Source organism: Pseudoalteromonas sp. SWXJZ94C, assembly GCF_015864385.1.
Lineage (GTDB): Bacteria > Pseudomonadota > Gammaproteobacteria > Enterobacterales > Alteromonadaceae > Pseudoalteromonas.
In genome coordinates this window covers 97,307-115,778 of record NZ_JADYXF010000003.1, presented here as the reverse complement: position 1 = coordinate 115,778, position 18,472 = coordinate 97,307, and the positions used below count along the sequence as shown (strand labels likewise).

The 18,472-nt window shown below is 34.9% G+C and carries 15 protein-coding genes and 1 pseudogene; 14 read left to right on the top strand and 2 right to left on the bottom strand.

The genetic code is table 11. The annotated features are described in order from the left end of the window. Position 1: 1 nt before the first annotated feature. From I6F65_RS02085 to I6F65_RS02035, 11 genes are all read left to right on the top strand, one after another. Positions 2-940 (top strand): glycosyltransferase, encoded by a 939-nt coding sequence (locus I6F65_RS02085; protein WP_197111314.1) that lies wholly within the window; start codon positions 2-4, stop codon positions 938-940. Then, complete coding sequence (locus I6F65_RS02080; protein WP_197111312.1) at positions 940-1,515, top strand: serine acetyltransferase; 576 nt, start codon at positions 940-942, stop codon at positions 1,513-1,515. The genes I6F65_RS02085 and I6F65_RS02080 overlap by 1 nt, the downstream gene beginning before the upstream one ends. Beyond that, positions 1,512-2,549 (top strand): glycosyltransferase, encoded by a 1,038-nt coding sequence (locus I6F65_RS02075; RefSeq protein WP_197111310.1) that lies wholly within the window; start codon positions 1,512-1,514, stop codon positions 2,547-2,549. The genes I6F65_RS02080 and I6F65_RS02075 overlap by 4 nt, the downstream gene beginning before the upstream one ends. Further along, positions 2,542-3,708: an O-antigen ligase family protein gene (locus I6F65_RS02070; RefSeq protein ID WP_231613081.1), complete on the top strand. Its 1,167-nt coding sequence runs from the start codon at positions 2,542-2,544 to the stop codon at positions 3,706-3,708. The genes I6F65_RS02075 and I6F65_RS02070 overlap by 8 nt, the downstream gene beginning before the upstream one ends. Positions 3,709-3,722: 14 nt before the next feature. Beyond that, positions 3,723-4,118 (top strand): 3-phosphoshikimate 1-carboxyvinyltransferase, encoded by a 396-nt coding sequence (locus tag I6F65_RS02065; RefSeq protein ID WP_197111308.1) that lies wholly within the window; start codon positions 3,723-3,725, stop codon positions 4,116-4,118. A 435-nt stretch (positions 4,119-4,553) separates the two neighbouring features. Beyond that, positions 4,554-5,957 carry an undecaprenyl-phosphate glucose phosphotransferase gene (locus I6F65_RS02060; protein WP_197111306.1) on the top strand — a complete coding sequence of 468 codons (1,404 nt, stop codon included), beginning with the start codon at positions 4,554-4,556 and terminating at the stop codon, positions 5,955-5,957. Then, entirely contained in the window at positions 5,947-7,164 is a 1,218-nt protein-coding gene (locus I6F65_RS02055) for an outer membrane beta-barrel protein (protein WP_197111363.1), read from the top strand. Before I6F65_RS02060 ends, I6F65_RS02055 begins: the two co-directional genes overlap by 11 nt. After that, complete coding sequence (locus I6F65_RS02050) at positions 7,154-7,678, top strand: polysaccharide biosynthesis/export family protein (RefSeq protein ID WP_197111298.1); 525 nt, start codon at positions 7,154-7,156, stop codon at positions 7,676-7,678. Before I6F65_RS02055 ends, I6F65_RS02050 begins: the two co-directional genes overlap by 11 nt. A 23-nt stretch (positions 7,679-7,701) precedes the next feature. Then, positions 7,702-9,909 (top strand): polysaccharide biosynthesis tyrosine autokinase, encoded by a 2,208-nt coding sequence (locus I6F65_RS02045; protein WP_197111296.1) that lies wholly within the window; start codon positions 7,702-7,704, stop codon positions 9,907-9,909. Between the two features lie 15 nt (positions 9,910-9,924). Next, complete coding sequence (locus I6F65_RS02040; protein ID WP_197111294.1) at positions 9,925-10,653, top strand: tyrosine-protein phosphatase; 729 nt, start codon at positions 9,925-9,927, stop codon at positions 10,651-10,653. Continuing rightward, a complete protein-coding gene (locus I6F65_RS02035) occupies positions 10,646-11,362 on the top strand; it encodes a VpsP family polysaccharide biosynthesis protein (protein WP_197111293.1) in 717 nt (238 codons plus the stop codon). Before I6F65_RS02040 ends, I6F65_RS02035 begins: the two co-directional genes overlap by 8 nt. A 412-nt stretch (positions 11,363-11,774) precedes the next feature. Here I6F65_RS02035 and I6F65_RS02025 read toward each other — a convergent pair. Together I6F65_RS02025 and rsmF are read right to left on the bottom strand one after the other, a co-directional pair. Continuing rightward, positions 11,775-13,718 (bottom strand): annotated as a pseudogene (locus I6F65_RS02025) (acyltransferase family protein). Between the two features lie 153 nt (positions 13,719-13,871). Continuing rightward, positions 13,872-15,323, bottom strand: coding sequence for a 16S rRNA (cytosine(1407)-C(5))-methyltransferase RsmF (gene rsmF, locus I6F65_RS02020; protein ID WP_197111290.1), 1,452 nt, complete (start codon positions 15,321-15,323; stop codon positions 13,872-13,874). Positions 15,324-15,597: 274 nt separating this feature from the next. On the opposite strand from rsmF, the gene I6F65_RS02015 reads away from it, so the two are divergent. The 3 genes from I6F65_RS02015 (at position 15,598) to prpC (ending at position 18,454) form a co-directional block, all read left to right on the top strand. Next, positions 15,598-16,290: a GntR family transcriptional regulator gene (locus I6F65_RS02015; protein WP_166111492.1), complete on the top strand. Its 693-nt coding sequence runs from the start codon at positions 15,598-15,600 to the stop codon at positions 16,288-16,290. Positions 16,291-16,404: 114 nt separating this feature from the next. Next, entirely contained in the window at positions 16,405-17,283 is an 879-nt protein-coding gene (gene prpB / locus I6F65_RS02010) for a methylisocitrate lyase (RefSeq protein ID WP_197111289.1), read from the top strand. 46 nt (positions 17,284-17,329) lie between these two features. After that, a complete protein-coding gene (gene prpC / locus I6F65_RS02005) occupies positions 17,330-18,454 on the top strand; it encodes a 2-methylcitrate synthase (RefSeq protein ID WP_197111288.1) in 1,125 nt (374 codons plus the stop codon). Positions 18,455-18,472 lie beyond the last annotated feature (18 nt).

Sequence of the window (18,472 nt, the reverse complement as noted above, 5' to 3'; positions counted from 1 at the left end):
TATGCCAATTCAACTTTCACTTATATGCCCAGTTTATAAAGTAGCTGAATTTATTCCTGCTTTAATGCAAAGTTTATTAATAGGGGTTAATACCGATCAAGTAGAAATAATTTTTGTAGATGACTGTTGCCCAGAAAACTCAATAGATATTTGCGAAACATTTATTTTAGAAAATGCAAAAAAAATAAAGTTTAATTCGACCATAATTAAACAATCACAAAATAAAGGGCAGGCGGCTGCACGTAATGCTGCATTATTAATTGCAAAAGGTAAGTATATAGGTTTTATAGATTCTGATGATGCGATAGCAGCAAATTACTGGGACGTGCTTTACCCTTATGTTCAAGCGGCTCAAAAGGATATAATTGAATTTAATTTTCAAGAATTTACTTCTATTTTACCGTTATGTGATAGTAGCGAAACAACAGAACTTAGTGGGTCTAATCTTACACTATTTGATACAGGTTTTTTTGTGTGGACTCGCTTGTATAAAAAAGAAATATTAAAAGGTCTTAAGTTTCCTGAAAGTCTTATATATGAAGATATTTATTATAATATTCATGCATTTTCTATGGCTGAGTCAATAGTAAGGCTATCAAATTCGCTCGTTTTTTATCGTAAAAGAGCGGGTTCAACAACCAGTGGTCGAACATCTAGTTATTCTAACTTATTGCTTAATATGGTTAACTCAGTCAAAGCAACGTTAGCTAATTATGATAAAAAAGATGTTGTAGTTGCTCAGGTTGCTAGGTATTCGCTGTTAGTCAGTTTAAAAGGGTTTACGATAAAAGAGCGTGCAGATCGAAAAGTGTTTTTTAATCGTTGTAAAAAAATAAATTTATCATTTAAAAATGATTTTAATAAAAGTAATAATTCTATTATTGCTGCGCTTAAATTTAAACTTTCTTATTTTGTTTGCTTGATAGGGCGGTTTTTATAATGAAATTAGCAGAAATAAAAGTTTTAGTATTATCTGACTTATATAGATATACAAAAAAAAATAATACTAAAACACTCATCAAAAACTTTTTTGCTAATAGTTATTTTAGATTTCAAGTTTATTTAAGATTTTCTAAATCAAATAATTTTTTATTATCCTTTATATTCAGGTTATTAAAAGCCGGTTTAGGAAAAAAAGTTAATGTTCAATTAAATTATAATGTTCCCATAGGTTATGGTTTGTATATACCTCATGGTAATGTTGTTGTGAATTCAAAATCAATAATAGGCAATAACTGTAGTTTGTTACAGTTTGTATCGATTGGCTCCATACACAATGGCACATCTGCCACGATAGGCGACAACGTGTACATTGGACCAAATGTTAATTTAGTTGGCGATATAAATATCGGCAGTAACTCCGTTTTAGGGGCTGGTTCAGTAATTGTTAAAAATATTGATTGCAATAAAGTTGTAGTAGGCTCACCAGGTAAGGTGATTAAAGATGTAATAGATATAAATACTTATAACGATAACCTATGTGACGACTCTTGGGCTAGGAAGCTAAAAAAATGAAAAAAATTGTACACATAACAAATGACCTGCAGCGTTTAGGTGGTGTGCAGCGTTTACTTGTCGATTTAATGACCTTTCAACATAATGAGTTTAAATTTGAAGTCATTTTAACTCGCGGTGAAAACGAATATAAAGATGAGCTTAAAGCGTTAGGGGTTGAGGTATACCATAAACGAGATTTAGGATTTTTTGGCGTAATTAAACGTTTAAATGCTGCGGATTTAGTACATACACATTTATTTCCTTCAATTTACATTGCTTATTTTACATCAACTCCGACTATTGTTACAGAACATAATCCACATTACAGAAGAAGAGATATTCCTTTAGTTAAAACTTTAGAACGTTTTTTGTATAAAAAATTCAAAAAAGTAATTTGTATTTCTGATGGTGTTAAAAATACTTTTTTGTCTAATATTAAAGTAGATGTATCTAAAGCCTATATTATACATAATGGAGTGAATTTAGAGCGCTTTCCACAAAATAAAAAAATGCTAAATATGACTAAAAAAGTTATAAATATCGGAATGGTAGGGCGCTTTGCACCTCAAAAGGATATAAAAACATTAATTAAATTGATGACATTACTTGATGATGACTTTGCATTACATTTAGCGGGTGATGGGGATTTGCGACAAGAATACGAGGCCTACTGCAAATCATTAAATGTTGATAATAAAGTGATTTTTCATGGTCAGGTAAACGACATTCCTCTTTTCTTAGACTCTTTGGATATTTATGTGCAATCCTCACATTGGGAGGGCTTTGGTATAGCTGTCGTAGAGGCCATGGCTGCTGGTTTACCAACATTTGCAACGAATGTTAAAGGATTAAACAATGTTGCATTAACTGGTGGTTTGTTTGAGGTGGGCGATGCAATTACTTTGGCAAAAAAAATAAAAAAAATAGCTAATAACGTTACAGAATATAATAACTTTTCTGAGGCTGTTGTACTGAAAGCTAAGCATTTTTCGATTACCAATACAGCTCTTGAACATTCAGTTATCTATAATGAAGTATTGAATAATGTTTAGTATAAAAGTAAAAAGTATCGAAACGTTGTTGTTTTTTATATCTGCAGCTTTGGTGCCTATGTATTTTACTGACTTTAGGTTTCCGACCGGAGGCGTTATTATTAGGCTTTCAGATTTAATGGCTATATTTGTTATTTTATCTTTTAGTTTTTTATTTTTAAGAGGGCGAGTAAAAATAAGCTACCCTATAGGTGTCAACTATATTTTATTTTTTTTAATGTATTGTTTTTTTAATGCGTTAATTCAATCGGGGTTGTTTAAGGCTTTAGTTGCCACTTTGCAGTGGGTGATGATTTTATTTAGTTTAGTTATTGTTTATTCAAATGCAGTTACAAACCCAGAGAAATTTAAAAAAATATTTATTATCACTTTACTTATAATATGCTTTTTTACAGTGCTATATCATGTGTTAAATGGTCACTATACACGCTATAAGAATTTGGGCGATGCTAGATATTCATTTGCACTTGCCGGTGTAGTATTGTTAAGTTGTTGTTTTTATTATAGTGAAAGAAAGTTTTTAAAATACCTAGTCGTATTGTATCCAGTTATTATACTTTCAATGGAAAGAAAGGGAATTTTAGTCTTTCATATTGTATTTGTCTTTTATATGCTCTACATATTGAAACCTCTTTATAGATATTTTTTAACTGCAGCTATAGCTTTTTTTGTTTTAATTTTTATTTTATTTTTTGATCTGTCGTTTTTAACCAATATCAGTGTTTTTGAATACTCAGAGTTAGAAATGCTCTATCTTGATGAAGAACAAGCCTTTTGGGTTTCTAACTTACATAGGCAATCTTTACTCGAAAACGGTTGGGATATTTTCAGTAATAATTATGTGTTTGGCGTCGGACCTAAAATGTTACAATCTTATATGATGAATTATTATATCCATCCTAGTTTAGGATTATATACCCATAACGTTTTTTTAGATACATTAGTCGAGCAAGGGGTCATAGGTCTATTCTTACTATTACTACCTTATTTTATATTTTATAAAAATATAATTAGAAGAGCTGAATCTAAAGAAAAAATGATATTTTTTGGCTTATGTATGTACTCTTTTTTTATGCTCTTTTTTATGTCGGGTGGTGCTCCATCTATGTTGCTTTTTTACTTCCCGATTTTTATGGGTTTTGTTATACATAAAAAATAAACGTAAGGATTATTTTGTCAAACTTGAAAAAAGATCCAGCGATTCGAAGTTTATTAAATCGGATGCCTAAAAGCTTACAAAATAGTTTTACAGATGATCAGTTAGCACACTTAAAAATAGCGATTGGTGCTAGGCAGTGGGGTGACCATGCAATTGATCACCGAGGGGTCATTAAGTTTTTTAAATACCGCTATTATTTTGTCATTTTAGCAGGTCGAAATAAGCGAAATTTAAATGCGAAAGAGCAACGCTTTGCTTTATTAGCGCAAGCTGTCATTGTTACTGTTTTGAGCTTTTGTGCGTTGCTGACATTTTTATTGGTCGCGTACTTAATAAAATCTGCATTAGGGATTAATATATTTGAAAATTTTTCCTTTGGGATCTGGAGTTGGTTTAAAGAGTTATTTTAACCCAATTTTATTAGTGCTTTTTAGTATTAAATTTAGAAATAAAGATAGTTGCGTTTTTTGCAATTCAACGGCGGTTTTTAAACAGACTAATCTATAAATTACATGATAAACGTTACTTTTGCAGTTTTAGAGTTTGGTTTTATATATTTATTTTAGATTCATTTAGTATATTAAATTACTGTTAATAACGGCTCATTATTAACATTGATTTAAAGTTATATGAAATTATTTAATATTATCAGACTGCTCTGGAAAATTATCGTAAAAATATAACTAAAGTCGTAATTATATTGCGTTATTAACACTGTTGTTTCCATTTGTGCAACTTTTAAATAGTGATTTAGTATTGAGTTGTAGGGTGTCTTAATATATTATTTACTACATAGCAAAGTGAGCTGAATTCACTAAATAAGATATCTTCAGGGATTAAAGAGTATGACATCTTCAAGGACCTTCAAGCCTTCAAGTTCTTCCGACGCAAGCTTTTACCGATTATTCGACATTTTCGCATTGTTTTTAGCTTTTCAATGCTCTGTTATATTTTATGGGCTCGAATTAAACTCTTTTTACATAGTTGCTCTACTTAGTGTTGCATTGAGCTTTTTATACTGTGCAGAAATATTTTCTACTTATCGTTCTTGGCGTGCCGGCAAATTTAGAACTATGGTTTTATGTGCATGGGGATCTTTATCTATTTCGTTTGCCGTTTTGTTTTTTGTATCGTTTGCGTTTAAATTTACAGAGTCGCTTTCGCGCTTGGGTTTAGGGTTGTGGTTTTTGTTAAGTGTTGCTTTTTTTTACAGCTGGCGCGCAATAGTTCATTTATATAAACGCAATCGCCGTAAGTTAGGCTTAAATTTACGAAATGTTGCAATTGTTGGTGCTACTGAGTCGGCTGTGTACCTGTATGACGAGATTGAAAAAAATGACGAGTTAGGTTTTAAATTTATTGGTTTTTATGACGACCGAAAACCAGAACGTTTATTTGATAATGTTGTTTCGTATGATGTTGCCGGCACAATTCAAAATGCGATATGTGCAGCTCGCGATGGAAATATTGATGTACTTTATATAGCGCTCCCAATGAAAGCAGATAAACGCATAGCCGATTTATTATTACAATTGGGTGATACAACGGTTGATGTACATTTAATACCCGATTTTTTACTCTCTAATTTAATACACGCCCGAATAGAACACGTAGGGGATGTTGATACGCTTAGCGTATTTGAATCTCCATTTATTGGTGCGCGCGAGTTTATTAAACGCACTGAAGATATTGTGGTGTCAGCTATTATAATAACGCTTATTTCACCAGTTTTAATAGCGATAGCTGCTGCTGTTAAGTTTACTTCTACGGGGCCTATTATATTCAAACAAGACCGTTACGGTCTCGATGGGCGTAAAATTAAGGTGTGGAAATTTCGTTCGATGACCGTTACCGAAAATAGTGCAGTGGTAACTCAGGCAACGAAAGGTGATAAACGTATTACTAAATTAGGCGCTTTTTTACGCCGCACAAGCCTAGACGAGCTACCGCAATTTATAAATGTATTAAAGGGCGATATGTCAATAGTAGGACCACGCCCGCATGCTGTTGCCCATAATGAAGAATATCGTAAAAAAGTCGAGTTTTATATGCTCAGGCATAAGGCAAAACCAGGCATTACCGGTTGGGCACAAATTAATGGTTGGCGCGGTGAAACAGATACATTAAATAAAATGACTAAACGTGTTGAGTTTGATTTACATTACATTAAGCATTGGTCGTTATGGTTTGATGTTAAAATTATTTTTATTACAATTTTTAAGGGATTTAAAAGTGAAAATGCCTATTAGTAAATTTGTTCCTGTACTTGCTTTATTTAGTGTTGGTGTTACCGCACCGGCTTTAGCTGAGTTTAAAACAGGGAGCTTTATGACTAAAGATGGAGCTGAAATTACACCAACGCTTCAAACTGGTGTAAGTAGTAACAGCAATTTTTTTAGCACACCCAACGATGAAGAGTCTCGATTAATCTGGACCATAGCACCTAAAATCGCTGCGCAAATTGATAACGGTCCTGACAGTTATAAACTTAATCTTGGAACTAAAACGTCATTCCATAATAAAGATACTACCGATAACTTTACTCAAGTAAATGTAGGAATTGGTACTCATCAAGAATTTACAAGCCAACATAGATTAGATGTAACCGGTATTGCTGACTGGTTGTATGAGCCACGCGGAAGTGGTTTAAGTGAGGGGTTGGGTGATGCAGCAGCTGAATTAATTAAATACCAGCAACAAAATATAAGTACTCGTTATGAATACGGTGCACTTAGCTCTAAAGCACAAGTGGCTTTAACTGCCGGTTATTCAAGTAAAGAATATCAAAATTTTAGAACAATATCGCAATTTCGTGATTTTGATAAATCACTTGTTGGCATTACAGGCTATTACAATACACAAGCTGCTACGCGAACTTTTGTTGAGTTAACAAAAGAAGACTACCGGTATGATGTAATTGATTCTGATGGTATATCGCGCAACTCCGACGACACTAAAGTATTATTAGGTGTTGAATGGGAAGCCACTGCCGTTACCTCAGGCTCGGTTAAACTTGGTTATCAAAATAAAACGTTTGATAGTAACCTACGTGAAGACTTTAGCGGTTTGAGCTGGGAAGCTGCGGTTAACTGGCAACCATTAAGTTACTCTACAGTGCAATTAATGACAAGTCGTGCAGCGAAAGACCCGCTAGTTGAAGGCGATTATATACGTGAAAGTGTATATGGTATTACGTGGAATCATGCTTGGAGCGACTTTTTAAGCTCACAAGCGGGCGTAAATTATATTGATGAGCAATACACGGGAAATGTTGGACGTGAAGATAAAACTAAAACAGCACGTTTAGGTTTAAATTACATAGCGACCAATTTTGGCATGATATCTACTTATATTGACTTTGTTGATAAAAATTCTACTCAACCTACTATTGAATTTGATCATGTTGTGGTTGGTATTAACTTTACTTTTGCATTAAAGGCTAATGATGACGTTTAGAATTATTGTTGGTTTTTTACTACTTTGCTTAACTAATGTAAGTTTTGCTCAAACATCGCAGGGCTATATTATAGGTCCTGGTGATAGAGTAGAGATTAAAGTGTTTGGTCAGCCTGATTTAGAGTTAACTGCGTTGCTTGGTAATAGTGGCGAAGTTAACTATCCTTTTTTAGGTAAAATTAAGCTTGCTGGTTTAACTACTTCTCAGGTTGAGCAAGAAATTAGTAAAGGCTTAAAGCCTGATTATTTAATTAACCCTAATGTATACGCGCAAGTAATTGAGTACAGACCTTTTTATATACATGGTGAAGTTAAAGCACCAGGCGGGTACCCATATCAGCCTGCGATGACTGTTAACCAAGCTATTGCCTTAGCTGGCGGTTTAACTGAGCGCGCATCGGTAGATAAAATATATATTTTTAAAGAGCAAACCAAAGAGCAGCAAATTAAAGGTAGTTTAAATAGCCGAATTGCAGCGGGCGACACCATAAAAATAGAACAGCGCTTGTTTTAAAGCAGTTTTAAAGGCATTAATTAATGAATCAAATATCAGATAAACCTAACAATAACGATGAAATTATTGAATTAGGCGTGTACCTTAATGTTATTAAACAAGCAAAATGGCGTATTTTAGGGTTTGCCATTGTAGTTACACTGTTAACTATTATGTTTACTTTAACGCTAATACCTAAATATACAGCAACAGCAACGTTACTTATTGAAGCTGAGCAAACTAAAGCGGTAAGCTTTGAAGAAATCTATGGCTTAGATACTAATAAAAAAGAGTACTATTTAACGCAGTTTGAAGTAATGAAATCTGACCGTATTGCTCGTGAGGTTATTACTAAACTTGATCTAAAGTCGCATTCTGATTTTATTGGTAAACCTTCTTTTTTAGGTGAAATAAAAAAATCAATCAAAGAACTATTCCCTTTTTTAAACAAAAAAGAGGTAGCAATATTTACCCCCGAAGAACAAGCACAAAGTGAAATGCTTGGCTTGCTTTCTGTATTTAAGTCTAAATTAAGTATAGAACCTATACGTAGTACACAATTGGTAAACATTAGTTTTGAGTCAAGCGACCCTAAATTAGCAGCACTTATTGCAAATACGGTAGGTGAAGTTTACATAGATAATCAAATGCGCGCCAAAATGGGTATTACACAACAAGCATCTGCTTGGTTAAATACACGTTTATCACAGTTACGTATTCAGCTCGATAGTTCAGAAGTGCGTTTACAAGCTTTTAGAGAAGATCAAAAATTAGTAGATATTGAAGGTATTGCAGGCCTTATTACACAAGAGCTTGAGCAAACATCAGAGCAACTAATAACAGCGCGTAATGAGAAAAACAATTTGCAAAGCATTAACCGTGTAATACAAGAATACGGTAATGATAATATTGAGCTACTTGGTAGTATGCCGGAAATAACATCTCATAATGCAGTGCAAGATGTAAAACGCGATGTAATTATAGTTGAGCGTAAATTAAGTGAACTTAGTGAAGTTTATGGACCTAAACACCCAAATATAATATCTGCTAGGGCAGAATTAGTAACTGTTAAAGCAAACTTAAATAAGCAAATTAAAGAGCTTATTACAGGCATTGAAAAAGAGTTAAACCGTATTACACGAACAGTTAAAGCACTTGAAAGTGCATTAGCTAATATACGTGCTGAGTATCAAACTATTACACGAAAAGAGACGCAATATAACCAACTTAAACGCGAAGTAGAGACTAACCGGAATATATTTAATACCTTTTTATCGCGTTCTAAAGAAACTGAAGTAACCAGCGATTTTAGTTCGGCAGCAGCTCGTTTTACCGACCGCGCGTTTACACCAAATACTCCGAGTAAACCGAATAAAAAGTTAATTGTAATACTTTCGTTTTTAGTTAGCTTTAGTTTTGCTTTAGTAATGAGTTTTGTATTTGATGCACTAAACGACACAGTTAAAACTAAACCCGATGTTGAAAGCAAGCTAGCGCAACGTATGTTAGGGCTTTTACCGCACGTAAAAACTCCACGAAAAAGTTCATTTCCTATTTACGCTTACCTTGAAGATCAATATAGACTATTTGCCGAATCGGTAAGAACATTTCGTACCAGTTTATTATTAACCCAGTTAGATAAAAATCATAAAGTGATTGCGATTACATCAAGCTCACCGGGTGAGGGTAAAACAACAACATCAGCTAATTTAGCTATGTCGCTTGCCCAAATGGGGAAAGTACTGCTTGTTGATGCTGATTTGCGTAAACCAAGTATTGCAAAACGCTTTGATATTCCTGTATTCCATCCAGGTTTAAGTAATTTAATTGTAGGCACTGAAGAATTTGCAGAATGTATACATGTTGACGAAAAGTCGGGTGTAACCATTATGCCAAGCGGACAAATCCCGGGAAACCCGTTAGAGCTTTTATCAAATATACGCTTTGAAGAACTAATTAATACCCTGAAAGCGCAGTACGACCATATTATTATTGATACACCACCCACTCAAGCGGTTAGCGACGCGTTAGTTATTGCACAAAGCGCTGATTCGGTTATTTATGTTGTTAAATCGGATGTAACACGTATTAAACCAATTAAAGCAGGGCTTGAACGCTTATTTGAAGCAAAAGCACATGTTGCCGGTGTAGTACTTAATCAGGTTGATATGAGTAAGTCTAAAGATCAGCATAGCCATGGCTACTATGATTATTTTGATTATTCTCAACAACCAGAAAAACCAAAAGTATAAATAACAGTACAATTTATGATTGATATTCATTCACATATTTTGCCAGGTATTGATGATGGCGCTAAAGATTTAAATGAATCTTTAGCGCTATTAAAAGTTGCGCAAAGTGATGGAATTACCCATATGGTTGCCACTCCGCATATTCATTTAGGGCGTTTTAATAACTCAACCTCACATATATATGATGATTTAGCCAATCTAAAAAGCCATGCAACTGCTGCTGGTATTACAGTAAAGCTTGCTGTTGCTGCAGAAGTACGACTCGATATTGAATTAATGGGGCTTGTAATGGCTAATAAACTTCCGTTTATTGGGCAAGTAAGTGGTCAAAATTACTTATTATTAGAGCTACCACATTCGCATGTGCCTCAAGGCTACGATAAATTTATTATGTGGCTTGCTAAGCAAAATATTAAAGTAATTATTCCCCACCCAGAGCGTAACCGAGATATTCAAGCTAACCCATTTTATATAGAGCGTTTAAAGCAGCTAGGTTGTGAATTCCAACTAACAGCATCGAGCATTGAAGGCGCCTGGGGCGATAAAGCAAAAAGTATTTGTGAAGATATGTTAAGTGCAGGTTTAGTTAGTTATGTAGCATCTGATGCACACTCGGTAAAGCGCAGACCACCTATTTTAAGTAACGCAATGCATATTGTTAGCGAGTTAATAGGAGCTGATAAAGCAGAAGCTTTATTTATAACTAACCCATTTAGTTTAACTGAGTCTTTATTTTGTGATTGATTTAAAGCATCGAAAATTCATTCAGATTGGCTTTTTAGCCATAATAACTTTAATTATTTGTTATAGCAGTATACAAAGTATGCGTGCTAATGCATGGTACTTTAATGCACTTAATACGTTAAAACAGTTACCTTTACCACTTTTAGATAATACAGAATTAGCACTTGCAGAGAATGCAATAAAAATTGCAACTGAACTTGAACCAACACAACCTCATTATTGGCAGTTATATGCGTACATAAAAATGCGTTTACTCTCTGATACTAAAGAATCCATAAACGATTTAGATTATAAAAATGGTGTTTATAAACAAGCAGAGCAAGCTCTTTTAAAATCAGTTGATCTTAGGCAATCATGGCCAGATAGCTGGATAGAGCTTGCTAAAGTTACAAGCTATCAGGAAGGTGCAAGTGATCGCGTTTATACCTATATCCAACAGGCAAAAAAAATAGGTCCGTTTAATTTTGAAGTTCATGCAGGTGCTATACAAATAGCATTAATGAATTGGCATGCATTACCTCCTAAGTACAAAGCGCTATACGTACAAGAGCTTAAGTTAGCCGTTAAACATGGCTATAAATTCAACCAGATATTTGATGTTGCTAAACAGGTTAATGGATTACCAATACTTTGTTTATCGATGCAATTTGGTACTGATTTTGAAAAAGTAAGAATTAGTAATCACTATAAAAAATATTGCAGATCTTAATTACTTTAAATTTAGTACTGAATATAAAAATGCCCAGAAGCTTATAAAAAGCTCTGGGCTATAAAGTGACTCTGGATAGAGCCTAACGTTAACTAAAAAAACTTTCTAGGTTCTTTAGGGAGAAGAAGAAAGTATTTTAAGTGTAGTAAAGGCACATAATAATGCATAACTAATTTTTTAATATGATTACATTTAGTAATAAAACCTTGGCTTTTATTGACACCCATTTTTTAGCTCCGTATTTTTAAATCTAGTAGCCATAGATTATTACCTTTATTCAATTATTGTTCGCTTAGTTATTAATGATGTGTGAGTAATTTTAGGATAGTCGTTTATATTTTTAAGTTACCCATCTTCTAGGCTGAGACCGCAGTATGTTTACATGTCTTCTTCATTGCGTTAATGGCTTACATTACTGAACAGCAAATACTTTATCGAATATGGGAGAAATAATTTTAGTACCATATAAATTCAAATGGTCATCATCAAAATAAAGTGGTTTTCCATTAATATCGCCATGACAAAATTCAGAGTCACATAAGTACGGTATTGGGTTTAATATTTTTGCGTCGCACCTTTTAACTGCTTCATTTTGCATTTCATATGCCACTTTTTGCCTCGTTTCATATTCTAATATAGAGATTCTCACCTTTTCGATATGATCATTAATTAACAAGGACCTAAACATATACTTTGGCACATTAAGTTTTAATTCTGGAATAGGTCTTAGCAAATATATAGGATTATTTTCTGATAATTCACAGATTGTATTAACCATATGAGAAACCAAGTTTTTTCGATAAGCATCATTGCGTGTTTGAAATATTTTATCAACAAAGCGCTCAGGTGGAGTGTTTACTATATCTTCATTATGACCAAATAAATTTTGTGATGTTCAATTAATAATTATTATAGGAACGCCTTTAAACTCACTTCCTGCACGAATAATTAATTTACTAACTAGCTTTCCGCAAGAGTCATCTATAACGTTACCTACATTATCTGTAGTGTACAGTCCCTTTATTGTATTACAGGCACTTAATCCCCAGTCGATTACAGAACTATTATGCAGTTTTGCCCGAACTCCAATTCCTTCAATTAAGGCTTGAGCATGACTATCACCTAAAATGATAGCTTTAACTTCTCCTTTTCCATATTTACAATTTGGAGAATCACCATTTATAAGAGTTCCACAATAGTGCTCGCGACTATTTCTATTCATACCCTTAACAATTATTAACTGTTTATTAGTTAGCCTTATTTTACTATTAAAGCCGTTATTTGAAGTAACTATATAGCCCGTTATACCAACAATTAGTGCTATATATAATGGCTTACATTTTGTATAACTTAAGGGATTATTAAAATCTCTTCTAAACTTAATTTTTTCAATATATTTGTTACTTAAAAATCCTAGTAGTACTGATAGTGCTATGCCTATATAAATATAACTATGGCTTAAAGAAAAATAATAGATAGCCACAACTAAAGGCCAGTGCCATAAGTAAATAGAATATGACCATATACCTAGTTTTTTAAAGACAATATTACTTGTGATAAGGCTATTGTTGCGTTGCGCTTGAATAACGAGGAATGATCCTAAAACAGGGAATATAGCTAAGTAACCTGGCCATGGAGTATCTTTTGAAATTAAAAAATAAGACCCTAAAATAAGTAAAAAACCGGTCCATTCAACTAACTTTTTCTGCCTATTTTTGATATTAAAAGGATACAGGTATGCAACCCCTCCAATCATCATTTCCCAGGCTCTTGTGGGTAATAAATAATACGCAGCCTCAGACCATCTATAAGTGGCGATAACACAAAATATAAAACCTAAAATAGTGCCAATTAATATTACTTTTTTTATTGTGTTTATAGACACAAATTTGTGCATGGCAACAAGTACTAATGGATAAATAATATAAAACTGCCATTCAACAGATAATGACCACGTATGTAGTAACCATTTTTCGCTTGATAGTGCATCAAAGTAACCTGACTCAAGCCAGTACGTTATGTTTGAAAAAAAACCAACACTGCTAGCAGCATGTTTTCCTAGTGCTTTATAATCTAGAGGGGTGAGATAAAACCATCCAAAAATCATTAATAATACGCACAGGGCGGCTAAGGCTGGAATAATCCTATTAGCTCGAGCAATATAAAACTTTAAAATAGAAAAGTCTTTTTGTTCCAATCCTCTAAATATTATCCCTGTCATTAAAAAGCCAGAAATAACAAAAAAAACATCAACACCTGCAAACCCGCCAGGGAGCCAACTTGAGTTGAAGTGAAATAATACAACAGCAATCACTGCAATGGCTCTTAAACCATTAATATCTTCCCTAAACTGCAAACTTATTTTCCTTATTTAGTATGCTTTTTAATAGACCAACATCAGAGACGAGTTTAGCAAATACAAATAACAAGTATTTAACTCCTCCATTATTGATAATATAAAATCTAATGATTCAATATTATATAGTTAATACATTGTAAAGTATATTTACTAACCCCAACTTATTAACTTTGTGTTTTGTACTAAATCTCTTGGTAGTGAGTTTTTGATCTTATTTTTTTGCCATTTACCTAGCCCAATAGGGCATCCGCATAGTGTTAAAACTACTTCGCCTATTGTTTGGGTTACTTCATTTAAGCGTATATCTTTGCCTTGAAAATAATCATTTGCTTGCTCGTTATTTAAAGCATAAATGTTACTTGCACATTCGCTACCAAACACAGTTGCAAACTCGTGCGTGAGCCTTACGCCATTTTTATGAATGATTCCAATTTGAATACCTAATCGAGCATATTTAATTTTATTTTGTACTGCTTCAAAGCCTTCAGGAAATAACCACAACTCTTTGTCGCGTTGCATTAAGCTGCCAGGCAGTGCCATTAGCCCAAAGTGCTTTTTAAGTGATTCCATAAAAGCAGCACTTTGTTTTTTATCATACTCGTTAAACGGGAATGCTCCTTTTTTAACTGTTTGATTTGGGTTATCGCAACTGGCGTGCTTTTTAAATTTAGCGATAAAAAAGCCTTCGCTGTCGAATGTTTGTGGCCAAACATGCAAATAACCTTCGCTTGTTGTGGCTTTGTTTGCGCCTTCAAATAAATTACTTAACGATTGTGGGGCAATATAGTCACCAAACTCACTCAGTAAATAATCACACACTTGTTGGTTTTCGAGCGGTGTAAGCGTGCAGGTTGAATACACTAATGTACCGCCTGGCTTTAATGCATAAAATGCGCTTTTAATTAAGTCTTTTTGTACTTGGGCTATTTCGATATTTGATTCTATTGACCAGTTTTTAAGAGCATCGGCATCTTTACGTACAGTCCCTTCGCCTGAGCAGGGAGCATCTAACAATATGCTATCAAAGCATTCAAACATGTAGTTACCAAATATAACGCCATCAAAATGTGATAGCGCACAATTACCAACTCCCATACGTTTTAATGTAGCGCTGAGCACCTTTAAACGTGATGACGAAAGTTCGTTTGCAACTAATACGCCTTGGTTATTCATAAGCGCAGCAAGTTGCGATGTTTTTGAACCTGGCGCAGATGCAACATCAAGCACGTAATTATTTTGAGGGTCAGCGAGTTCAATACTTTGTTTTAAAGCGATAGGAGGTAGCATTGAGCTTGCCTCCTGCACGTACATTGCACCACTTAAATGTAGATCGGTATTACCCAGTGCCAAGTTTTGATCTTCGTCACTTGGGCGTTCTAACCAAAAACCTTCACTGCACCATGGTATAGGGGTTAGTAGCCAGTTTTTTTGTGTCGCTTTATTTACAAATTCTTCCACAGTGATTTTTAAAGTATTAACGCGAATTGATTTTCTGAGGGGGCGACGACAAGCACTTATAAAGTCATCTAAATTTAAATGCTCAGGTAAATAGGTTTTTACGTCGTCAATAAAATGCTCAGGAATAAAAGTGTTGGCGTTCACGCGTTGGCTCATACTATAAAAATAAAGCGCGATAATAACATTTATATAAGGTGGTTTCAGCGCTAAAAACTCTAATTTTTGCTTTATTACTGTGTCGACACTTCATTACTTTTAACTATTTATTAGCTGTATTTAACTCATTTATAGCTATTTTACTTTAATAGTGTCGACAATGAGGGTGTTTTTTAGTCGTTTTTAAAGGTTTTAGGGTTGACATAAATTACCAATAAGCACATAGTGACTGCATAAATTGTCGACAATATAAAAGATACCTATGACCGAAACCTTTTTAAACGAAGCTCCTATTACTACTGCATCAGATCAAGTGTTTGTAGATATGCGCCGCGAAATAGTAGAGGGCAGCATAATACAGGGCAGCAAAATATCTGAGCCAGAATTAGCAAAGCGTTATGGTGTAAGCCGTGCAACGCTTCGTGAAGCATTAAATCGTTTAGAAAGCTGTTACTTAGTTGAGCGTAAAGCAAATGTGGGTTGCCGAGTAGTAGCACTTACCGCAGAGCGTTTAATTGAAGTATACCAAGTTCGTAGTTCACTCGAAGGACTTGCTTGCAGGCTTGCTGCCGACAATATGGCTGCCGATGAAGTACAAGGCTTAAAGCAATTACTTAATCAACATTTAAAAACACAGCGTGTAAAAGAAGGCGAGTCGTATTATCAAGAGGCTGGCGATTTAGACTTTCATTATCGAATAATTAAAGGCAGTAAAAATGCTCATTTAATTCATTTGTTATGTAACGGACTTTACCAATTAATAAGAATGTACCGAGTACAAATGGGCATGGTGGGGCCGCGTGTATCAAAAGCGTTTGATGAGCATTTAGCTATTATTAATGCGATAGAAAACCACGACGGTGAACTTGCCGAAATGCTCATGAAGCGACATATAAGTGCATCGCAAGCAAATATTCAAACCAAATTCGATTTATTAACGGCTCAAAACTCATGAACAGCTCAAAAGTTATTAGCCGTTAAAGTTAAACAGAACAATTAAACAGTCATATTTAGATATTAAAAATAGTAGTTACTCCACGTAGCAACCGTTCAAAGTTAGGAGAAAGTAATGTCAGCAGGATTAAAATTTAAACAGGCTATTGCTAATAATCACCCTTTACAAGTTGTAGGGACTATTAACGCATATACCGCGATGATGGCTGAAAAAATGGGTCACCAAGCAATTTACCTCTCAGGTGCGGGCGTGGCCAACGCTTCTTTTGGTATGCCTGATTTAGGAATGACCAGCCTTGATAATGTACTTGAAGATATTCGTCGTATTACCGGTGCGAGCGATTTACCTTTGTTAGTTGATGCAGATACAGGTTGGGGCGGCGCATTTAATATTGCACGCACCGTTAAAGAAATGACCAAAGCCGGTGCTGCCGGTTTTCATATAGAAGACCAAGTAGCACAGAAGCGTTGTGGTCACCGTCCTAATAAAGAAATTGTTAGCCAAGACGAAATGGTTGACCGTATTAAAGCGGCGGTTGATGCAAAAACCGATAATGATTTTTATATTATGGCGCGTACCGATGCGTTTCAAAAAGAAGGATTAAACGCAGCAATTGACCGCGCAGCGGCATGTGTAGAAGCAGGGGCTGACGCTATTTTTGCTGAAGCCGTACACGACCTTGCTGATTATCAAGCATTTGCAAAAGCGATTAACGTTCCAATTTTGGCAAATATTACCGAGTTTGGTCAAACGCCTATTTATACCAAAGAGCAGTTAAGTGATGTGGGCGTTAAAATGGTGCTTTACCCATTAAGTGCGTTTAGAGCAATGAATAAAGCGGCGTTAAACGTGTATTCAGCTATTTTGAATGAAGGCTCGCAACAAAGCCAAATAGAAAATATGCAAACACGTGCAGAGCTATACGACTTTTTAGATTACCACACGTACGAGAACACACTCGACACCCTTTTTTCATCAAAATCTGATAAGTAAATAAACACTAATAAAAACACACACAAATTATAGATAGGAGAAGATCATGGTCGATAAAGCATTGAGCGGTGCAGGTTTACGCGGGCAAGTAGCAGGTCAAACAGCATTATGTACAGTTGGGCAAAGCGGTTCGGGTTTAACGTATTGTGGCTACGATATTAGCGAACTTGCCGAAAAAGCTCAGTTTGAAGAAGTCTCGTTTTTACTTTCTCGTGGTGAGTTACCAACCACCAGCGAACTTGTGCAATATAAAGCTAAATTAAAAAGCTTACGCGGCTTACCTAGTGCACTTAAAACCGTGCTTGAAAACATTCCTAAAGACGCGCATCCAATGGATGTAATGCGCACAGGTTGCTCTATGTTGGGTAATCTTGAAATAGAAAATGATTTTAGCCAAGCTAACGATGCAATCGACCGAATGGTTGCTGTATTCCCTAGTATTATTTGTTATTGGTATCGGTTTACCCACGATGGTGTACGCATTGAAACACAAACAGATGACGACTCTGTTGGTGCGCATTTTTTAACGCTGCTACACGATAAAGCACCAAGTGAATTGTTTGCTCAAGTAATGAATGTGTCGTTAATTTTATACGCAGAGCATGAGTTTAACGCCTCTACGTTTACGGCTCGCGTGTGTGCGTCAACGCTTTCTGACATTCATTCTTGCGTAACGGGTGCAATTGGTACGCTGCGTGGTCCATTACATGGCGGCGCAAACGAAGCAGCAATGGATATGATTCAAGGTTTTACAAGTGTTGAACATGCAGAGCAAGAAGTAATGGGCATGCTGGAGCGTAAAGATAAAATTATGGGCTTTGGTCATGCTATTTATCGTGAGTCTGATCCGCGTAACGTTATTATTAAAAAGTGGTCCGAAAAACTAGCCGATGAAGTGGGCGACCATGTGCTTTACCCTGTGTCTGTTCGTTGTGAAGAAATTATGTGGCGCGAGAAAAAACTGTTTTGTAATGCCGATTTTTTCCATGCATCTGCCTATCACTTTATGAATATTCCAACTAAGTTATTTACGCCAATATTTGTAATGAGCCGTGTTACAGGTTGGACCGCGCATGTTAAAGAGCAGCGCACTAATAACCGTATTATTCGCCCAAGCGCTGACTACACAGGACCTGATGCACGTAGTTACACACCAATCGAATCAAGATAATAGGTTACCAACTCTCAT

Bases quoted from the DNA above. Each gene is read 5' to 3' on its own strand.
- I6F65_RS02085 (WP_197111314.1), top strand. From the start codon at position 2: ATGCCAATTCAACTTTCACTTATATGCCCAGTTTATAAAGTAGCTGAA.
- I6F65_RS02080 (WP_197111312.1), top strand. From the start codon at position 940: ATGAAATTAGCAGAAATAAAAGTTTTAGTATTATCTGACTTATATAGA.
- I6F65_RS02075 (WP_197111310.1), top strand. From the start codon at position 1,512: ATGAAAAAAATTGTACACATAACAAATGACCTGCAGCGTTTAGGTGGT.
- I6F65_RS02070 (WP_231613081.1), top strand. From the start codon at position 2,542: ATGTTTAGTATAAAAGTAAAAAGTATCGAAACGTTGTTGTTTTTTATA.
- I6F65_RS02060 (WP_197111306.1), top strand. From the start codon at position 4,554: ATGACATCTTCAAGGACCTTCAAGCCTTCAAGTTCTTCCGACGCAAGC.
- I6F65_RS02055 (WP_197111363.1), top strand. From the start codon at position 5,947: ATGCCTATTAGTAAATTTGTTCCTGTACTTGCTTTATTTAGTGTTGGT.
- I6F65_RS02050 (WP_197111298.1), top strand. From the start codon at position 7,154: ATGACGTTTAGAATTATTGTTGGTTTTTTACTACTTTGCTTAACTAAT.
- I6F65_RS02045 (WP_197111296.1), top strand. From the start codon at position 7,702: ATGAATCAAATATCAGATAAACCTAACAATAACGATGAAATTATTGAA.
- I6F65_RS02040 (WP_197111294.1), top strand. From the start codon at position 9,925: ATGATTGATATTCATTCACATATTTTGCCAGGTATTGATGATGGCGCT.
- I6F65_RS02015 (WP_166111492.1), top strand. From the start codon at position 15,598: ATGACCGAAACCTTTTTAAACGAAGCTCCTATTACTACTGCATCAGAT.
- prpB (WP_197111289.1), top strand. From the start codon at position 16,405: ATGTCAGCAGGATTAAAATTTAAACAGGCTATTGCTAATAATCACCCT.
- prpC (WP_197111288.1), top strand. From the start codon at position 17,330: ATGGTCGATAAAGCATTGAGCGGTGCAGGTTTACGCGGGCAAGTAGCA.